At 51.7% G+C, this 16998-nt stretch carries 11 protein-coding genes; 6 read left to right on the top strand and 5 right to left on the bottom strand.

Going from position 1 to position 16998, the window contains the following annotated elements; all coding sequences use genetic code 11:
• Window positions 1–55: 55 nt before the first annotated feature.
• Window positions 56–1021, bottom strand: a complete 966-nt coding sequence (gene trxB, locus FVB43_RS23345; protein ID WP_159337136.1) for a thioredoxin-disulfide reductase — start codon at window positions 1019–1021, stop codon at window positions 56–58.
• A 523-nt stretch (window positions 1022–1544) separates the two neighbouring features.
• Between trxB and lrp the strand changes: the two genes are divergently transcribed.
• From lrp to FVB43_RS23315, 6 genes are all read left to right on the top strand, one after another.
• Window positions 1545–2039: a leucine-responsive transcriptional regulator Lrp gene (gene lrp / locus FVB43_RS23340; protein WP_133841047.1), complete on the top strand. Its 495-nt coding sequence runs from the start codon at window positions 1545–1547 to the stop codon at window positions 2037–2039.
• 119 nt (window positions 2040–2158) lie between these two features.
• Window positions 2159–5518, top strand: a complete 3360-nt coding sequence (locus FVB43_RS23335) for a DNA translocase FtsK 4TM domain-containing protein (RefSeq protein ID WP_133841046.1) — start codon at window positions 2159–2161, stop codon at window positions 5516–5518.
• Between the two features lie 197 nt (window positions 5519–5715).
• Window positions 5716–6327 carry an outer membrane lipoprotein periplasmic chaperone LolA gene (lolA, locus tag FVB43_RS23330; protein WP_167864863.1) on the top strand — a complete coding sequence of 204 codons (612 nt, stop codon included), beginning with the start codon at window positions 5716–5718 and terminating at the stop codon, window positions 6325–6327.
• Window positions 6328–6334: 7 nt separating this feature from the next.
• A complete protein-coding gene (locus tag FVB43_RS23325) occupies window positions 6335–7678 on the top strand; it encodes a replication-associated recombination protein A (RefSeq protein WP_167864862.1) in 1344 nt (447 codons plus the stop codon).
• Between the two features lie 96 nt (window positions 7679–7774).
• Window positions 7775–9067 (top strand): serine--tRNA ligase, encoded by a 1293-nt coding sequence (gene serS, locus FVB43_RS23320; protein ID WP_133841043.1) that lies wholly within the window; start codon window positions 7775–7777, stop codon window positions 9065–9067.
• Window positions 9068–9395: 328 nt separating this feature from the next.
• Window positions 9396–10550, top strand: a complete 1155-nt coding sequence (locus FVB43_RS23315) for an MFS transporter (RefSeq protein WP_167864861.1) — start codon at window positions 9396–9398, stop codon at window positions 10548–10550.
• Window positions 10551–10615: 65 nt separating this feature from the next.
• On the opposite strand, the gene pflA is transcribed toward FVB43_RS23315, so the two are convergent.
• The 4 genes from pflA to ycaO form a co-directional block, all read right to left on the bottom strand.
• Window positions 10616–11356, bottom strand: a complete 741-nt coding sequence (pflA, locus tag FVB43_RS23310; RefSeq protein WP_133841041.1) for a pyruvate formate lyase 1-activating protein — start codon at window positions 11354–11356, stop codon at window positions 10616–10618.
• A gap of 136 nt (window positions 11357–11492) precedes the next feature.
• Window positions 11493–13775 (bottom strand): formate C-acetyltransferase, encoded by a 2283-nt coding sequence (pflB, locus tag FVB43_RS23305; protein ID WP_133841040.1) that lies wholly within the window; start codon window positions 13773–13775, stop codon window positions 11493–11495.
• An 89-nt stretch (window positions 13776–13864) separates the two neighbouring features.
• Window positions 13865–14722, bottom strand: a complete 858-nt coding sequence (gene focA, locus FVB43_RS23300) for a formate transporter FocA (RefSeq protein WP_159337134.1) — start codon at window positions 14720–14722, stop codon at window positions 13865–13867.
• Window positions 14723–15090: 368 nt separating this feature from the next.
• On the bottom strand, window positions 15091–16848 hold the full coding sequence (ycaO, locus tag FVB43_RS23295) for a 30S ribosomal protein S12 methylthiotransferase accessory factor YcaO (protein WP_159337133.1): 1758 nt from the start codon (window positions 16846–16848) through the stop codon (window positions 15091–15093).
• Window positions 16849–16998: the final 150 nt, after the last annotated feature.

Below are 16998 nucleotides of genomic sequence, written 5' to 3'. Positions count from 1 at the left end.
AAAAGGCGACAATTGCTCGTCGCCTTAGGCAAGATTAGCTCAGAGTTTTAACAACTTACTGATTATTTTTAACTAAACCGTCAAGATAACGCTCTGCGTCCAGGGCGGCCATACAGCCCGTTCCGGCAGAGGTAATCGCCTGGCGGTAAATATGGTCCATCACATCACCTGCGGCGAATACGCCCGGAATGCTGGTCTGCGTGGCATTACCCTGAAGTCCGGACTGGACTTTGATGTAACCATTTTCCAGTGCTAACTGACCATTAAAGATAGCGGTGTTCGGGCTGTGACCGATAGCAACGAACAAGCCTGCGACTTCCAGTGTTTTAGTCTGATCGTCTTTGGTGGAGCGCAGACGCAATGAGCTGACGCCCATCTGATCGCCCAGCACTTCATCCAGCGTGTGGTCAGTATGCAGCACGATATTGCCGTTTTTGACCTTTTCATTCAGACGGTCAATCAGGATTTTTTCCGCACGGAAGCTATCGCGACGGTGGATCAGATGCACTTCGGCGGCGATATTCGCCAGATAAAGCGCTTCTTCCACTGCGGTGTTACCACCGCCAATCACCGCGACTTTTTGGTTACGGTAGAAGAAACCGTCACAGGTGGCGCAGGCTGAAACACCGCGACCTTTGAACGCTTCCTCTGAAGGCAGACCCAGGTAACGAGCGGATGCACCGGTAGCAATAATCAGTGCATCAGCAGTGTACACACCTTCATCGCCGGTCAGCCGGAACGGGCGGTTTTGCAGATCCACGCTGTGGATATGATCGAAAATGATCTCGGTGTTAAATTTCACCGCGTGCTCGTGCATGCGTTCCATCAGCAGTGGCCCGGTCAGCTCGTTCGGATCGCCTGGCCAGTTTTCCACGTCGGTGGTGGTGGTCAGCTGACCCCCTTTTTCCAGACCGGTGATCAGCACCGGGTTGAGGTTAGCGCGGGCTGCATACACGGCAGCGGTATAACCTGCCGGGCCCGAGCCCAGAATCAGTAATTTACTGTGTTTAGCCGTACCCATGAGACCCTCATTAATTGACTGGCAAACCTATACCCGGATTGTAGGGAATTTAGCGAGGCAAAAAAAGCATTCTGCGATTTTGTTAACAATTAATGAAAAAGGTCTGGCCAATCGTTGTCCGTATGACAGGGTGAGGGTGGAAAAATAGCATTTCAGCCATTTTTTGTCATTTTGGCGACAAAATTGTCATTGAAAAACAGAGAGACAGCATTCGCTTTGGCATGTTGTACTGATTTTGTTTGTTTTGCTTTGACAATCGGCTGCGCTTTTGCGAAAACATTATGGGAAGCAGAGTGTATTTGGTCACCTAAGTCAGGGTTTCATCCCGGATTTTGCGTTTATCGCCCGATATACTCAGCCTGTTATTTGGAATGACGCATGGTGTGGACAGACAACATGCGTCATGCAGATAGAGCGTTTAATACCGCGACAGGCTCGATGTCTTCACTTAGATCAACCCTGTTACATTGAGTCGTTCAGGGTATGGCAGGTAAAGGGAAGAAATTTAAGAGAGACAATAATAATGGTAGACAATAAAAAACGGCCGGGTAAAGATCTCGACAGAATTGACCGCAACATCCTGAATGAACTGCAGAAAGATGGGCGTATTTCTAACGTCGAGCTTTCCAAGCGCGTAGGCCTATCACCCACGCCGTGCCTTGAGCGCGTTCGCCGTCTGGAGCGACAGAACTTCATTCTCGGCTACACTGCTCAGTTAAATCCGCACTATCTGGATGCATCACTTCTGGTATTCGTTGAGATTACTCTGAATCGTGGTGCGCCTGATGTGTTTGAGCAGTTTAACGCCGCAGTACAAAAACTTGAGGAAACTCAAGAGTGTCACCTCGTTTCCGGTGATTTTGACTATCTGCTAAAAACCCGTGTTCCAGATATGTCTGCGTACCGTAAATTGCTGGGCGAAACCTTGCTACGTCTGCCGGGTGTGAACGATACCCGTACTTATGTGGTCATGGAAGAAGTGAAACAAAGTAACCGGTTAGTGATTAAAACCCGGTAACACAGGGCAGGTGCAAAACCTGTTAGTTTTCGGTACACTCCTGTGAATTCATACAGGTTCAGCGCCGGGCATGCCCGGCGCTGTTACCTCCATAGTTTACAGGCACCTGGAGAGTACTCTTGAGCCAGGAATACACAGAAGATAAAGACGTTTCGTTAGAACCGTTGAGCAGCGGGCGTCGCCTGCTGGAAGCGCTATTAATTGTTGTTGCTCTTTTCGCCATTTATCTGATGGTGGCGCTGGTGAGCTTCAATCCTTCCGATCCCAGTTGGTCACAAACCGCCTGGCACGAACCTATCCACAACATCGGTGGTGGCGTTGGGGCGTGGCTTGCAGATACGCTATTCTTCATCTTTGGCGTGATGGCTTATGCGCTTCCTCCCGTGATTTTAGGCCTGTGCTGGATCACGTTCAGCCGACGCCACTTCCAGGATTACATTGACTATTTTGCCGTTGGTTTGCGCATGATTGGCGTGCTGGCGCTGGTGGTTACTTCCTGTGGTCTGGCCGCATTGAATGCTGACGATATTTGGTATTTTGCGTCGGGTGGTGTGATTGGGAGCTTGTTAAGCAATGCGATGGCTCCCTATTTTAGCGGGCCGGGCGGCACGCTAACCCTGCTGTGCATTTGGGCAGCGGGGCTGACGCTCTATACCGGCTGGTCATGGCTGACGATTGCCGAGAAGATTGGTGGCGTGGTGATGGGAGTACTGACTTTCGCCAGTAATCGCTCACGTGCTGATGAGAAATGGCATGAAGAAGACGATGAAGATGAAGTGGATGCGCCGGTAGCGGTACGCAGTGCACCGATGCATGCTGACGATCACGACGACGTACTGCTGACGAAACCACAGCCCGTTCACGCAGATGATGAGGAGGGCGAGCAGGACGATCCGCTGCTGGCCAAACCGACATCCAGCGATGTTGTTTCGGTTCCTGCGCAGCAATCTGCGATTGCCCCCGTTGCGCCGGTCATTGCTCCTGCTCAGGAATACGCAGCCCAGGCTGAGGTGCAGGTTTCCACACCAGTGGCACCGCCACAACCATCGCTCTATCGTTTTGAAGTGCCAGCAGAAGCCAGGACGCCAGCGCCTTCGCTACCGGTTGATGAAGAAGACGGTCCGCAGATGGGCAACTGGCAGGATACCTCAGCGGCTTCGCCGTTTGATTTCTCCACACCACATGCCTCTCATCCAGCCTCAGTAGCTGCTGCTGCAACCGGAGCTGCGCTTGGTGCTGTTGCACAGTCAGCCAGCAGTAATATGCCGTTTATGCCGGGCTTTACGGCAACCAGTGGCGACGATCTTAATCCCCAGGTTAAGCAGGGTATCGGCCCTGAACTGCCGCGCCCAAATCCAGTAAAATTGCCGACACGCCGCGAATTGGCTTCTTACGGCATTAAGTTGCCTTCGCAGCGCATGGCGGAAGAAAAAGCCAAAGAGCAGGAGTCCCTGCAGCCAGAGGTTGCTGAAGGAGATGCCTGGCAGGCTGTCACGCCTGACGAGCAGGATGATGCGGAACAGGCACAGCTACGTGAAGCGTTCCTGGCACGGGAACAGCAGCGTTACGGCGAAGAGTTTGCTGCTGAAGATGAAGAAGCACTGCAACAGGCGGCGCTGGCGCGTCAGTTTGCTGAACAGCAGCAGCAGCGTTATGCCGCCGAAACGTCAGGCCAAAGCCCAACCTTTACGCTTGATACCTCCGGTGCTTTCGATTTCTCACCGATGGACGATCTGGTCAATGACGGCCCGACTGAGCCATTGTTTACGCTGTCGGCAGCACCGGAAACAGAGTCCGTTGCCCCCGTTCAGTCACAGTGGCAACAGCCCGAAGAGGCGCAACCGCAGGCTCCCATTGCGCAGACTTCTCCTGCCTGGCAACCCGCTGCTGCACCTCCTGTGACGGCCCAGCCAGTGAAGCCGCAAGAACCGGATATGGACAGTTTGATCCATCCGTTCCTGATGCGTCATGAGCAGCCAACGTACAAACCAACCACGCCGCTGCCAACGCTCGATTTGTTAGCGTCGCCGCCAGCCGAAACGGAACCGGTAGACCAGTTTGCGCTTGAGCAGACCGCTCGTTTGATTGAGGCGCGGCTGGCTGACTATCGCGTGAAGGCTGAGGTGGTTGGGTACTCACCGGGTCCGGTTATCACCCGCTTTGAGCTGGATTTGGCGCCGGGCGTAAAAGCTGCGCGTATCTCTAACCTGTCGCGGGATCTGGCTCGCTCATTGTCAGCTGTTGCCGTGCGTGTGGTGGAAGTCATCCCTGGCCGTCCATATGTGGGGCTGGAGTTGCCTAATCTGAATCGCCAGACGGTTTATCTGCGAGAAGTGCTGGATTGCCCGGCATTCCGTGATAATCCCTCCCCGTTGTCGATTGTGCTGGGCAAAGATATTTCCGGCGATCCAGTGGTAGCCGATTTGGGCAAAATGCCTCACTTGCTGGTTGCCGGTACGACCGGTTCCGGTAAGTCGGTAGGCGTTAATGCCATGATCCTCAGTATCTTGTATAAAGCCACGCCAAAAGAAGTGCGCTTTATTATGATCGACCCGAAAATGCTCGAATTGTCGGTGTATGAAGGCATTCCACATCTGTTAACCGATGTGGTCACCGACATGAAAGATGCGGCCAATGCGTTGCGCTGGTGTGTGGTTGAGATGGAGCGTCGTTACAAGCTGATGTCGGCACTGGGTGTGCGTAACATCGCGGGCTATAACGAGAAGGTGGATATGGCTGAGGCGATGGGGCGTCCCATCCCTGACCCGTTCTGGAAGCCAACCGACAGCATGGATATGACACCACCGGTACTGGAAAAAGAGCCTTATATCGTGGTGATGGTGGATGAGTTTGCAGACCTGATCATGACCGTCGGCAAAAAAGTGGAAGAGCTGATCGCACGTCTGGCACAGAAAGCACGTGCGGCGGGGATTCATCTGGTGCTGGCCACACAGCGACCTTCTGTGGATGTGATCACCGGTCTGATTAAGGCCAATATTCCGACACGTATTGCCTTTACGGTATCCAGTAAAATTGACTCACGTACCATTCTCGATCAGTCGGGTGCAGAATCTTTGCTGGGCATGGGTGACATGCTGTATCTGGCACCTAACTCTTCTATTCCGGTCCGAGTCCATGGTGCCTTTGTTCGCGACCAGGAAGTGCATGCCGTCGTGAAAGACTGGAAGGCACGCGAACGTCCTCAGTATAAAGAAGGTATCCTTAGCGGCGGCGACGATACTGAATCGGGTGCGGGTGGCGTTGACGGTGACGAAGAACTGGACCAGTTGTTCGACCAGGCCGTTGAGTTCGTTGTCGACAAGCGTCGCGCCTCGATTTCCGGCGTTCAGCGGCAATTCCGTATCGGTTATAACCGTGCTGCGCGTATCATTGAACAGATGGAAGCGCAGGGAATTGTTTCGTCACCGGGGCATAACGGGAACCGCGAGGTGCTGGCACCACCTCCGCATGAGCGTTAAGTCTTCTTGTTTCGCTCACCATCAACGGGTCAGGCACTGCCTGGCCCGTTGAATTCCTGACAGCAGTCCCAATATTTGTAGGGTACGGACTGGGAGATTCAGTTTTTTCTCCTGTTGTTGTTATCAGCGCCTGGCTAAAGTTATCCACGTCACGCTTAACCCGAACGGGATACAAGAGTTTCAATAAGGATGCCGTAATGAAAAAATTAATGATTTCCTGCTGTGTGTTGGCTGCTTTTTCCTCGGTTACCGCCTGGGCTGATGCATCTGGCGATTTGCAGCAACGCCTGGATAAGGTGAAAAGTTTCCATGCCACGTTTAGTCAAAAAGTAACCGACAGCACCGGTGCATCGGTGCAGGATGGCGAAGGTGAGATGTGGGTTCAGCGTCCGAACCTGTTCAACTGGCATATGACAGCGCCGGATGAAAGCACCCTGATTTCCGATGGTAAAACGTTATGGTTCTACAATCCGTTTGTTGAGCAGGTTAGCGCCAGCTGGGTGAAAGATGCCACCAGCAATACCCCCTTTATGCTGATTGCACGTAACCAGGCGAGTGACTGGAAGCAATACAACGTTGCGCAAAAAGGGGATGACTTCTCTCTGACGCCAAAAAATGCTGATGGCAACCTGAAGCAGTTCACCATCAACGTGGCGACCAATGGCACCATCAATCAGTTCAGCGCGGTAGAGCAGGATGGGCAGCGCAGTAGCTATACGCTGAAAAGCCAGCAAAATGGCAGCATCAGTGCCGATAAGTTCAAATTTACGCCACCTCAGGGTGTGACTGTGGACGACCAGCGTCAGTGAGGTTTGCGTGAGTAACCTGTCCCTCGACTTTTCCCGTAATGAGTTTCAGCCTCTGGCCGCGCGTATGCGGCCACGTACGCTGGCCGAGTATATTGGCCAACAGCATCTGCTGGCAGCGGGTAAACCGCTGCCGCGCGCTATTGAGGCGGGTCATCTTCACTCGATGATTCTATGGGGACCGCCGGGGACGGGGAAAACCACGCTGGCCGAAATTATCGGTCACTATGGACAGGCTGACGTTGAGCGCATTTCCGCTGTCACCTCCGGGGTGAAAGAGATCCGTGAGGCGATTGAGCGTGCGCGGCAAAACCGCAATGCAGGTCGGCGTACCATCCTGTTTGTTGATGAAGTTCACCGTTTTAATAAAAGCCAGCAAGATGCTTTTCTGCCACATATTGAAGATGGCACCATTACCTTTATCGGTGCCACAACGGAAAATCCCTCATTCGAACTGAATTCAGCGCTGTTATCGCGTGCCCGCGTGTATCTGTTGAAATCTCTGACCACGGAAGACATTGCTGCCGTGCTGAACCAGGCGATGCAAGACGGTGAGCGTGGCTATGGTAATGACAACATCATCCTGCCTGAAAATACCCGCAATATGATTGCTGAGCTGGTCAACGGCGATGCGCGCCGCGCGCTGAATACGCTGGAAATGATGGCCGATATGGCTGAGGTGAATAGCAAAGGCAAGCGTGAACTGACGCCGCAGTTGCTCAATGAAGTGTCTGGCGAGCGTAGCGCACGCTTTGATAATAAAGGTGACCGTTTCTACGATCTCATATCGGCGCTGCACAAATCAGTGCGGGGGTCGGCCCCGGATGCGGCACTTTACTGGTATGCACGGATCATTACCGCAGGCGGTGATCCGCTGTATGTCGCGCGACGTTTGCTGGCTATCGCCTCCGAAGATGTTGGCAACGCGGATCCGCGTGGCATGCAGGTAGCGATCTCTGCCTGGGATTGTTTTACTCGTGTCGGCCCGGCAGAAGGTGAGCGGGCGATCGCCCAGGCGATTGTTTACCTGGCCTGCGCGCCAAAAAGCAACGCGGTGTATAACGCTTTCAAAGCGGCCATGCGTGATGCGCGTGAAAGCCCGGATTATGATGTTCCTGAACATTTACGTAATGCGCCAACCAAACTGATGAAAGAAATGGGGCTGGGAGCGGAATACCGTTATGCCCACGATGAACCTAACGCGTATGCAGCAGGTGAGGACTATTTCCCGGCGCAAATGGCACAAACCCGCTATTACCATCCGACCACGCGTGGGCTGGAAGGGAAGATTGGTGAAAAGCTCGCCTGGTTGATTGAACAGGATCAAAATAGCCCGACAAAACGCTACCGCTGACAGTGACGTTGCGGTAAGGTTAGCAATGAATTCAACGCATTCGATATGTCGGTGCGCCCCTTCTTTTTTAACTCAATCAATCATCACAGGACAAGCATGCTCGATCCCAATCTACTGCGTACTGAGCCAGACGCAGTCGCTGAAAAACTGGCACGCCGTGGCTATAAGCTGGACGTTGATACGCTGCGCGCACATGAAGAGCGTCGTAAAGTACTGCAGGTCGAAACTGAAAATCTGCAGGCAGAGCGTAACTCGCGATCCAAATCCATCGGGCAGGCCAAAGCACGTGGGGAAGACATCGAGCCATTGCGTCAGGAAGTGAACGTACTGGGCGAACGCCTGGACGCTGCAAAAGCAGAGCTGGATGCACTGTTGACCAGCATCAATGACTTTTCAATGGCCATTCCCAATATCCCTGCGGATGTAGTTCCACTGGGCAAAGATGACAGTGAAAACCAGGAAATCAGTCGCTGGGGTGAGCCGCGCAAGTTTGACTTCGCGGTGCGCGACCACGTTGAGCTGGGCGAAATGGCCGCAGGCCTCGATTTTGCCGCCGCAGTTAAACTGACCGGTTCACGTTTTATCGTGATGAAAGGCCAGATTGCACTGATGCATCGTGCTTTGAGCCAGTTCATGCTCGATCTGCATACCGAGCAGCATGGCTACCTGGAAACCTACGTACCTTACCTGGTGAATCATGCCAGCCTGTACGGCACGGGCCAGTTGCCTAAATTTGGCGAAGACCTGTTCCATACACGTCCGTTGGAAGAAGAAGCCTCCAGCAGCAACTATGCTCTGATCCCGACCTCCGAAGTCCCGCTGACCAACCTGGTACGCGATGAGATTCTGGAAGAAGAATCACTGCCGATCAAAATGACCGCACATACGCCATGTTTCCGTTCCGAAGCTGGCGCGTATGGTCGTGACACTCGTGGTCTGATCCGCATGCATCAGTTCGATAAAGTTGAAATGGTGCATATTACACGCCCTGAAGACTCAATGGATGCGCTGGAAGAACTGGTGGGTCATGCAGAGAAAGTGCTGCAACTGCTGAACCTGCCATACCGTAAAGTACTGCTCTGTACTGGTGACATGGGCTTTGGTTCTCACAAAACCTACGATCTGGAAGTGTGGTTGCCAGCGCAGGATACCTACCGTGAGATCTCGTCCTGCTCCAATATGGGCGATTTCCAGGCGCGTCGTATGAAAGCGCGCTGCCGTCCACGTGGTGAGAAAGCAACACGCCTGGTACACACCCTGAATGGCTCTGGCCTGGCAGTGGGTCGTACTCTGGTTGCGGTGCTGGAAAACTACCAGCAGGCTGATGGCCGTATCGCCGTACCGGATGTTCTGCGTCCGTATATGAAAGGCCTGGAGTTTATTGGCTGATCCACGCACAGGTTCGAGGCTGTACCAGCAGGATAAGTCGCCCTGAACAGTGTTTTGAAAAACCCGCCACTGGCGGGTTTTTTATTGTCAGAGATTGAGCAAAAATAATGATGGATAATAGTGATGCTATTCTGACTTATTACATGTGAATTCAATAAGATAATTCCGTCGACAGTCCTCTGCTAAACAGCTCTAAGCCATTGAAGATAAAAATTTTAAATCGCGTAGCTACAAATCGTGCTATTGCCTTTTTATTGTGCTTTTCCAATCGTCTACTCAGTGGCATGATGCGCGCAAAATCTCCCTCGTTTTCGGTCCCCCAACTACTATGTCCACCTGGTCACGTCCTGTTTTGGTGCTGCTGTGCGGCTTGCTGCTGCTAACAGTCTCTATTGCTGTGCTCAATACGCTGGTGCCGCTCTGGCTCACGCATGATGCACTGCCGACCTGGCAGGTGGGGATGGTCAGCTCGTCATATTACTGCGGGAACCTGCTGGGAACGCTGATGGCGGGTTGGGTGATCAAACGCTATGGCTTTAACCGTAGCTACTATCTCGCCTCTCTGGTCTTTGCTCTGGCAACGCTGGCACTGGCGCTGGGTACCGGCTTCTGGTCCTGGACACTATGGCGCTTTGTGGCCGGTATTGGCTGTGCGCTGATCTGGGTTGTGGTGGAAAGTGCGCTGCTGTGTAACGGGACGCTGCGTAACCGTGGACGACTGCTGGCTGCCTATATGATCATTTATTATATTGGCACGGTTATCGGGCAATTACTGGTCAGCAAAGTCTCGACTGAATTGATGCACGTTCTCCCCTGGGTCAGCAGTGTGATACTGGCTGCGGTTCTGCCATTGGTCTTTTGTCGTGTCACTGCCAGCCAGGAAGGTGACGAAGAAACACCTGCAGGGCGGCTGTGGCCGATGCTGCGCCGCCGTAATGCCCGTCTTGGTATCAATGGCTGTATTATTTCAGGCATTGTTCTGGGGTCGTTATATGGTCTGATGCCGCTTTACCTTTCGCATCAGGGGATGAGTGACTCAACGGTAGGTTACTGGATGGCGTTACTGGTGAGCGCCGGTATTATTGGCCAGTGGCCGGTAGGCCGTCTTGCCGATCGTTATGGGCGCCTTTTGGTGTTGCGGGTGCAGGTGTTTGTGGTGATCCTCGGCGCTCTGGCGATGCTGAGTAATGCTGCGATGGCACCTGCCTTGTTTATTCTCGGCTGTGCAGGCTTTACTCTTTATCCAGTGGCGATGTCCTGGGCGTGTGAAACCGTTGCCCACCATGAACTGGTTGCGATGAATCAGGCGCTGCTGCTGAGTTATACCGTTGGCAGTCTGGTGGGGCCGACGATGACCTCAATGTTGATGCAAAGCTATTCAGACCGCTTGCTGTTTGTAATGATTGCCGCGGTCGCAATGGTGTATCTGGCGATGTTGCTGCGTAAGGCCGATCACCACGTCAATCCTGTGGCACACGCATAAAACAGACATTAAAAAGGCTGACCTTCTGGCCAGCCTTTTTAATCACTAAAATTGAGTCCGAACCGCTAATACATCACGTAGTGACCGTAGCTTTCGAGAATACTTTTGACCCGTTCCATCGTGTCGGCTTTCGGTGGATGAACGCCGTCCAGCTTGTACTCTTCCCCCATTGCCACCCACTTATGTTTGCCCAGTTCGTGATAGGGCAGCAGTTCGATTTTCTCAACATTGCCCATATCGCGTGTGAACTCACCCAGACGATGAGCCGATTCATCATCATCAGAATAGCCTGGCACAACAACATAGCGGATCCAGGTGCGAATGTTACGCTTGGACAGATAACGAGCAAAATCGAGTGTACGGTGGTTGGATACGCCGACCAGAATCTGGTGGACATCATCATTGATCTGCTTAAGGTCGAGCATCACCAGATCGGTAACGTCGAGCAGTTCGTCAATCACCGGGTCATAGCGGCGAACAAAACCGTTAGTATCCAGGCAGGTATTAATCCCTTCAGCTTTACAGGCACGGAACCAGTCACGTACGAATTCGGCTTGCAGGATAGCTTCCCCGCCTGACGCGGTAACACCACCGCCAGAAGCATTCATGAAGTGGCGATATGACACCACGTCTTTCATCAGTTCTTCTACGGTGATTTCTTTGCCGCCGTGCGTATCCCAGGTATCACGGTTATGGCAATACAGGCAGCGCATCAGGCAGCCCTGGAAGAAGGTGATAAAACGGATGCCGGGGCCGTCAACGGTCCCGCAGGATTCAAAAGAGTGGATGCGACCGAGTACTGACATTGCGATGAATTCTCCACGGTGACACAGTCTTTAGCTGTGTTAAGTCTGTTTTGGCAGGCGTCCGTATCAGGCGACTGACAAAACCGGCTGGTGGTGAGCAGGCCCCCTTACGGGAGCCTGTTTAGAGCGCAGCGACTTACATAGACTGTGTAAAGGTACGTGTAATCACGTCCTGCTGCTGCTCTTTAGTCAGTGAGTTGAAGCGTACTGCATAGCCTGATACGCGAATGGTGAGCTGCGGGTATTTTTCCGGGTTCTCCATTGCTTCTAGTAGCATTTCACGGTTCATCACATTGACGTTCAAGTGTTGACCACCTTCGATGCTGGCTTCGTGATGGAAGTAACCATCCATCAGACCCGCAAGGTTGGTTTTGCGTACGTCGTCATTTTTGCCCAGTGCGTTTGGCACGATGGAGAAGGTGTAAGAGATACCATCTTTCGCGTAAGCAAACGGCAGTTTTGCAACCGAGGTAAGAGAGGCAACCGCACCTTTCTGATCGCGACCATGCATTGGGTTTGCACCTGGCCCGAATGGTGCGCCAGCACGACGTCCGTCCGGGGTATTACCCGTTTTCTTACCATACACCACGTTAGAGGTAATGGTCAGTACGGATTGAGTTGGCACTGCATTACGGTAGGTTTGCAGTTTCTGAATTTTCTTCATGAAACGTTCAACCAGGTCGCAGGCAATGTCATCCACACGTGAATCGTTGTTACCAAACTGCGGGTATTCACCTTCGATTTTGAAGTCTACAGCCAGACCATCTTCATCACGAATGGTGGATACTTTGGCGTATTTGATAGCAGACAGGGAGTCAGCCGCAACGGACAGACCTGCGATACCGCAAGCCATAGTACGGTAAACATCACGGTCATGCAGTGCCATCAGTGACGCTTCATAGCTGTATTTATCGTGCATATAGTGGATAACATTCAGCGCAGTGACGTACTGTTTTGCCAGCCAGTCCATAAAGTGATCCATACGGTTCATCACTTTATCGTAGTCCAGCACTTCATCCATCATTGGCGCTTCTTTTGGGCCAACCTGCATTTTCATTTTTTCATCCACGCCGCCGTTAATGGCATACAGCATGGTTTTCGCCAGGTTGGCACGTGCACCGAAGAACTGCATTTGTTTGCCGACGATCATCGGGCTTACGCAGCAGGCAATAGCGTAATCATCATTGTCAAAATCAGGGCGCATCAGATCATCATTCTCATACTGCAGAGAAGAGGTATCGATGGACACTTTTGCCGCGTATTTTTTGAAGTTCAGTGGCAGTTTTTCAGACCACAGAATGGTCATGTTTGGTTCCGGTGAAGGACCCATGGTGTAAAGGGTATTCAGGAAACGGAAGGTGTTTTTAGTCACCATGGTACGGCCGTCAACGCCCATACCTGCCAGTGATTCTGTCGCCCAGATTGGGTCACCTGAGAACAGTTCATCGTATTCAGGAGTACGCAGGAAACGTACCATACGCAGCTTCATCACCAGGTGGTCGATCAGTTCCTGTGCTTCCAACTCGTTAATCACGCCTGCTTTCAGGTCGCGTTCAAAGTAGATATCCAGGAAGGTCGATACGCGACCAAAGGACATTGCTGCACCGTTCTGGGATTTCACCGCAGCAAGGTAACCGAAGTAGGTCCACTGTACCGCTTCTTTTGCATTGGTAGCCGGACCAGAGATATCACAGCCATATTTTGCTGCCATCTCTTTAATCTGCTGGAGTGCGTGATGCTGGTCGGCAATTTCTTCGCGCAGGCGAATTGTCGCTTCCAGGTTAACACCGTTTTCCATATCGCTCTGCAGTGAGGTGAACTGAGCGAATTTATCTTTCATCAATGCATCGATACCGTACAGCGCTACACGGCGGTAGTCACCAATGATACGGCCACGACCGTATGCGTCAGGCAGACCCGTCAGCACACCTGATTTACGGCAGCGCATAATATCTGGAGTGTAGACATCGAATACACCCTGGTTATGGGTTTTACGGTATTCGGTGAAGATTTTTTTCACGGTAGGATCAAGTTCGCGGCCATACACTTTGCACGAACCTTCAACCATTTTAATTCCGCCGAAAGGGATCAGCGCGCGTTTCAGTGGAGCTTCTGTCTGCAGACCAACGATTTTTTCCAGGCTTTTATTGATATAGCCGGCATCATGAGAGGTAATGGTTGATGGCAGGTCGGTATCAAAGTCAACCGGTGCATGAGTGCGGTTTTCTTGTTTGATGCCTTCCATCACTTTGTCCCACAGGGCAGTTGTTGCCTCAGTGGCACCGGCCAGGAACGCTTCGTCGCCTTCATACGGTGTGTAGTTTTTCTGGATGAAGTCACGGACGTTAACGCTGGTCTGCCATTCGCCCTGTGCAAAGCTTTCCCAGGCAGTCGCCATTTTTTGATTAAGCTCGGTCATTTGATACCTACCTTATAACGTGAAGTTCGTTGTACGTTCCCGCCGTGTGACATCACACCGACGGTTGCAAAATTCTGTTAGTGGGTGAATCAGTGATGATCGCCATCACGCAGATAAATTACCCAGTAAGTTAAACCAACAAGCAAACCACCACCGATGATATTGCCCAGGGTAACCGGGATCAGGTTATCGGTAATAAAATGGCCAACGGTGAGGTGCGAAAACTGCTCTGCACTTGCTCCGGTAGCTTGCCAGAATTCGGGAGTCGCAAAGTCTTTAATGATGATCGCCATCGGGACGAGAAACATGTTGGCGATGCTGTGCTCAAATCCACTGGCAACAAACATCGCAACCGGCAGTACCATGGCAAACATTTTATCCATCAGACTACGACCGGAGTAACTCATCCATACTGCCATGCACACCATCAGATTCGCCAAAATGCCAAGGCAGACTGCTTCAGTGAAGGTATGGTGCATTTTGTGGTCAGCGGTTTGCAGGACATTCAGTCCCCAGGCACCGTTGGCCGCCATGTATTGCCCGGCAAACCAAATCAGAGCGACAAATAAGATGGCACCGATAAAGTTACCGACGTAGACGATAATCCAGTTGCGTGCGAGCTGCGCCCAACTGATACGACCGCTGGCTTTAGCAACCACGGTGAGAACAGTGGAAGTAAACAGGTCAGCACCGCAAACCACAACCAACATCAGACCCAGTGAAAAGCAGATACCACCAACCAGTTTTGCCAGCCCCCATGGGACAGCAGCCGTACCCGTTGTCGCAGTAATATAGAAAGCAAAGGCGATGGAAATGAAGACTCCAGCGGTAATTGCCAGAAAAAATGTGGTGAAGGGGTGTTTCGTTGCTTTATAGACACCTGCATCTTCAGCAACTTTCGCCATTTCTGACGGTAATAATAAATCAAAGGGGTTGCCAGCTTTCACACTAACGTCCTCCCAAAAGTAATCAGCGAGGAAAGTCTAACAAAGGAGTATAGGAAAGAATTTGATGTGGATCATATAGGCCCGGCTAATTCGCGGATAAGACCCTATTTTTATCATGGGTTTATTGTTTAAGTTGTTGTTTTATTTAAATAAAACTTTTTTAATTATTAAAAAAATATTTGAATCTCAGATGTGTTTCGCGAAAGAGTGGGTGAATAAACGAGAGTAAATATAGCCAGGTTGTAACAATTAAAAAGGTAACAGCCTGCGCTGTTACCTTTTATTAACCTGCAGATAGAGATCGGCTGCGGTGAAATAATCTTGTCTGTTTATAACCCCCTTTAACCGGGTGCTATTTTTATAGTCAATTATTTCCAGTAAAGACGTTTGGCCGCCTGAAGTTTTTCATAAGCCGCCAGCAGAGATTGGTGTGCCGGGAACGCTTTCAGATCGTTATCAACCGCCTGCAAACCATAAAATGGCGCTTCACCACTGATAGCTGCTGAAGCTGTGTCTACGGCTTCCTGCCCATACATACGGACGAATGCCGTATGATACTGCAAAGGGTCGCGACCTTCTTCCTGGCTCAATAACAGCAGTGTTTGCAGGCAGCGATAGTAGTTGGCGCGTTCGGCGCTGAAGATCGACTGATTGAACTCCATGGTCCATTCCGTCCAAATCAATGCCTGTTCCAGATCGCCTGCTGCCAGTGCTAACATCGCCTTAAGTTCACCAATACGCAGTGTGTACCAGCCGTTATCTTTACCCGTTGCAAGGCCCAGCAGTTCGCGTACACGGGTGAAGTCGTCATGGCCGTCTTCATCCAGCTGCTCCAGCAGAGACAGATAGTCTTCTTTTTCCCAGCTGCTTTCCGGCAGGCTGAGTAGTGTATCGCGCAGGTAAGCACCCATGCTGTTGTTCGCCAGCAGCAGGTCTTCTGCCGGGTAGATATCAGACATGCCCGGCACGATGATGCGGCAAGCGTACACATCCAGATGCTCATAGTCCGCGATGTAAACTTCCTGATCTTCTGACTTGAATATGTCCATCAGTGTCGAGAACTCTTCTTCAGTGCTGCCTTTAAAGCTCCAGTCAACAAACGGATAATCGGCGTCATCCTTAAACATATCCCACGAGATCAGACCGCTGGAATCGATAAAGTGTGTTTCCAGGTTGGCGTGTTCCGCCACTTCTTCATCGTCGAAGGTCGGCGGTGTGAACACATCCAAATCTTTGAGGCCACGACCTTGAAGCAGTTCGGTGACGGTACGCTCAAGCGCTACGCCAAAGTCAGGGTGAGCACCAAAGGAGGCGAAGCACGTGCCATTAGCAGGGTTAAACAGCACCACACAGATAACAGGATATTTACCGCCCAGTGAGGCGTCGTAAGAGAAGATTGGGAAACCTTCTGCTTCCAGCGAGGCGATGGCTTCGACAACGCCTGGATAACGATTTAACACGTCTTGCGGAATGGCTGGCAGGCTGATTGATTCCGCGATAATACGGTTTTTAATATAGCGCTCGAATACCTCTGACAGCCCCTGAACGCGGGCTTCGTTGGCGGTATTACCGGCAGACATACCGTTTGATACATACAGGTTGCCGATAATGTTCATCGGGATGTAAACGGTTTGCTGATCCGACTGACGGGTAAACGGCAGGCCACAGATGCCGCGTGCGGCATTGCCCGACTGCAAGTCAACCAGTTCGCTGGCGCTCACTTCGTTTTCCGGGTCGTAGAATTTACGCAGTCGTGGATCCAGAATGCCTTCTGGCAATTGGTCATCTTCCGGCAGTGGGAACCACTTCTCGTTAGGGTAGTGAACGAAGTCGCCGTTAGCGATCTTCTCGCCTAACCAGAAGTCAGCGAAGAAATAGTTGGTGGACAGGCGTTCAAAGTATTCGCCCAGCGCAGAGGCCAGAGCCGCTTTTTTGCTCGCGCCTTTACCATTGGTAAAACATAGCGGGCAGTCGCGATCGCGGATATGAACTGACCAGACATTCGGGACCGGGTTCAGCCAGGATGCTTCTTCGATGTTGAAGCCAAGATCCTGCAGTTTTTGCTGAAAGCGTGCGATGGAAACTTCCAACGCGGCGTCTTTGCCTGGGATATAAGTTTGAGTCATTTTGCCCACTCGTTATTGATTGTGCGGAAAGCGCGCAATGATACGGGGTTTCCGGCGGAATCGCTATCCGACATCATTAATTTCATGAACGCAAGAATGCCATTTTAGGATGAAAAGATAACGGGTCTGTTTTTCAAACAGGAAAACACC

It is taken from the genome of Erwinia rhapontici, from assembly GCF_012271765.1.
In the GTDB taxonomy this organism is placed as follows: domain Bacteria; phylum Pseudomonadota; class Gammaproteobacteria; order Enterobacterales; family Enterobacteriaceae; genus Erwinia; species Erwinia rhapontici.
Note: the sequence above shows the minus strand (reverse complement) of the source record. Positions and strands in the feature narration are given on the sequence as shown.

Bases quoted from the DNA above. Each gene is read 5' to 3' on its own strand.
- trxB (WP_159337136.1), bottom strand. From the start codon at position 1,021: ATGGGTACGGCTAAACACAGTAAATTACTGATTCTGGGCTCGGGCCCG.
- FVB43_RS23315 (WP_167864861.1), top strand. From the start codon at position 9,396: ATGTCCACCTGGTCACGTCCTGTTTTGGTGCTGCTGTGCGGCTTGCTG.
- pflB (WP_133841040.1), bottom strand. From the start codon at position 13,775: ATGACCGAGCTTAATCAAAAAATGGCGACTGCCTGGGAAAGCTTTGCA.
- lolA (WP_167864863.1), top strand. From the start codon at position 5,716: ATGAAAAAATTAATGATTTCCTGCTGTGTGTTGGCTGCTTTTTCCTCG.
- lrp (WP_133841047.1), top strand. From the start codon at position 1,545: ATGGTAGACAATAAAAAACGGCCGGGTAAAGATCTCGACAGAATTGAC.
- ycaO (WP_159337133.1), bottom strand. From the start codon at position 16,848: ATGACTCAAACTTATATCCCAGGCAAAGACGCCGCGTTGGAAGTTTCC.
- serS (WP_133841043.1), top strand. From the start codon at position 7,775: ATGCTCGATCCCAATCTACTGCGTACTGAGCCAGACGCAGTCGCTGAA.
- pflA (WP_133841041.1), bottom strand. From the start codon at position 11,356: ATGTCAGTACTCGGTCGCATCCACTCTTTTGAATCCTGCGGGACCGTT.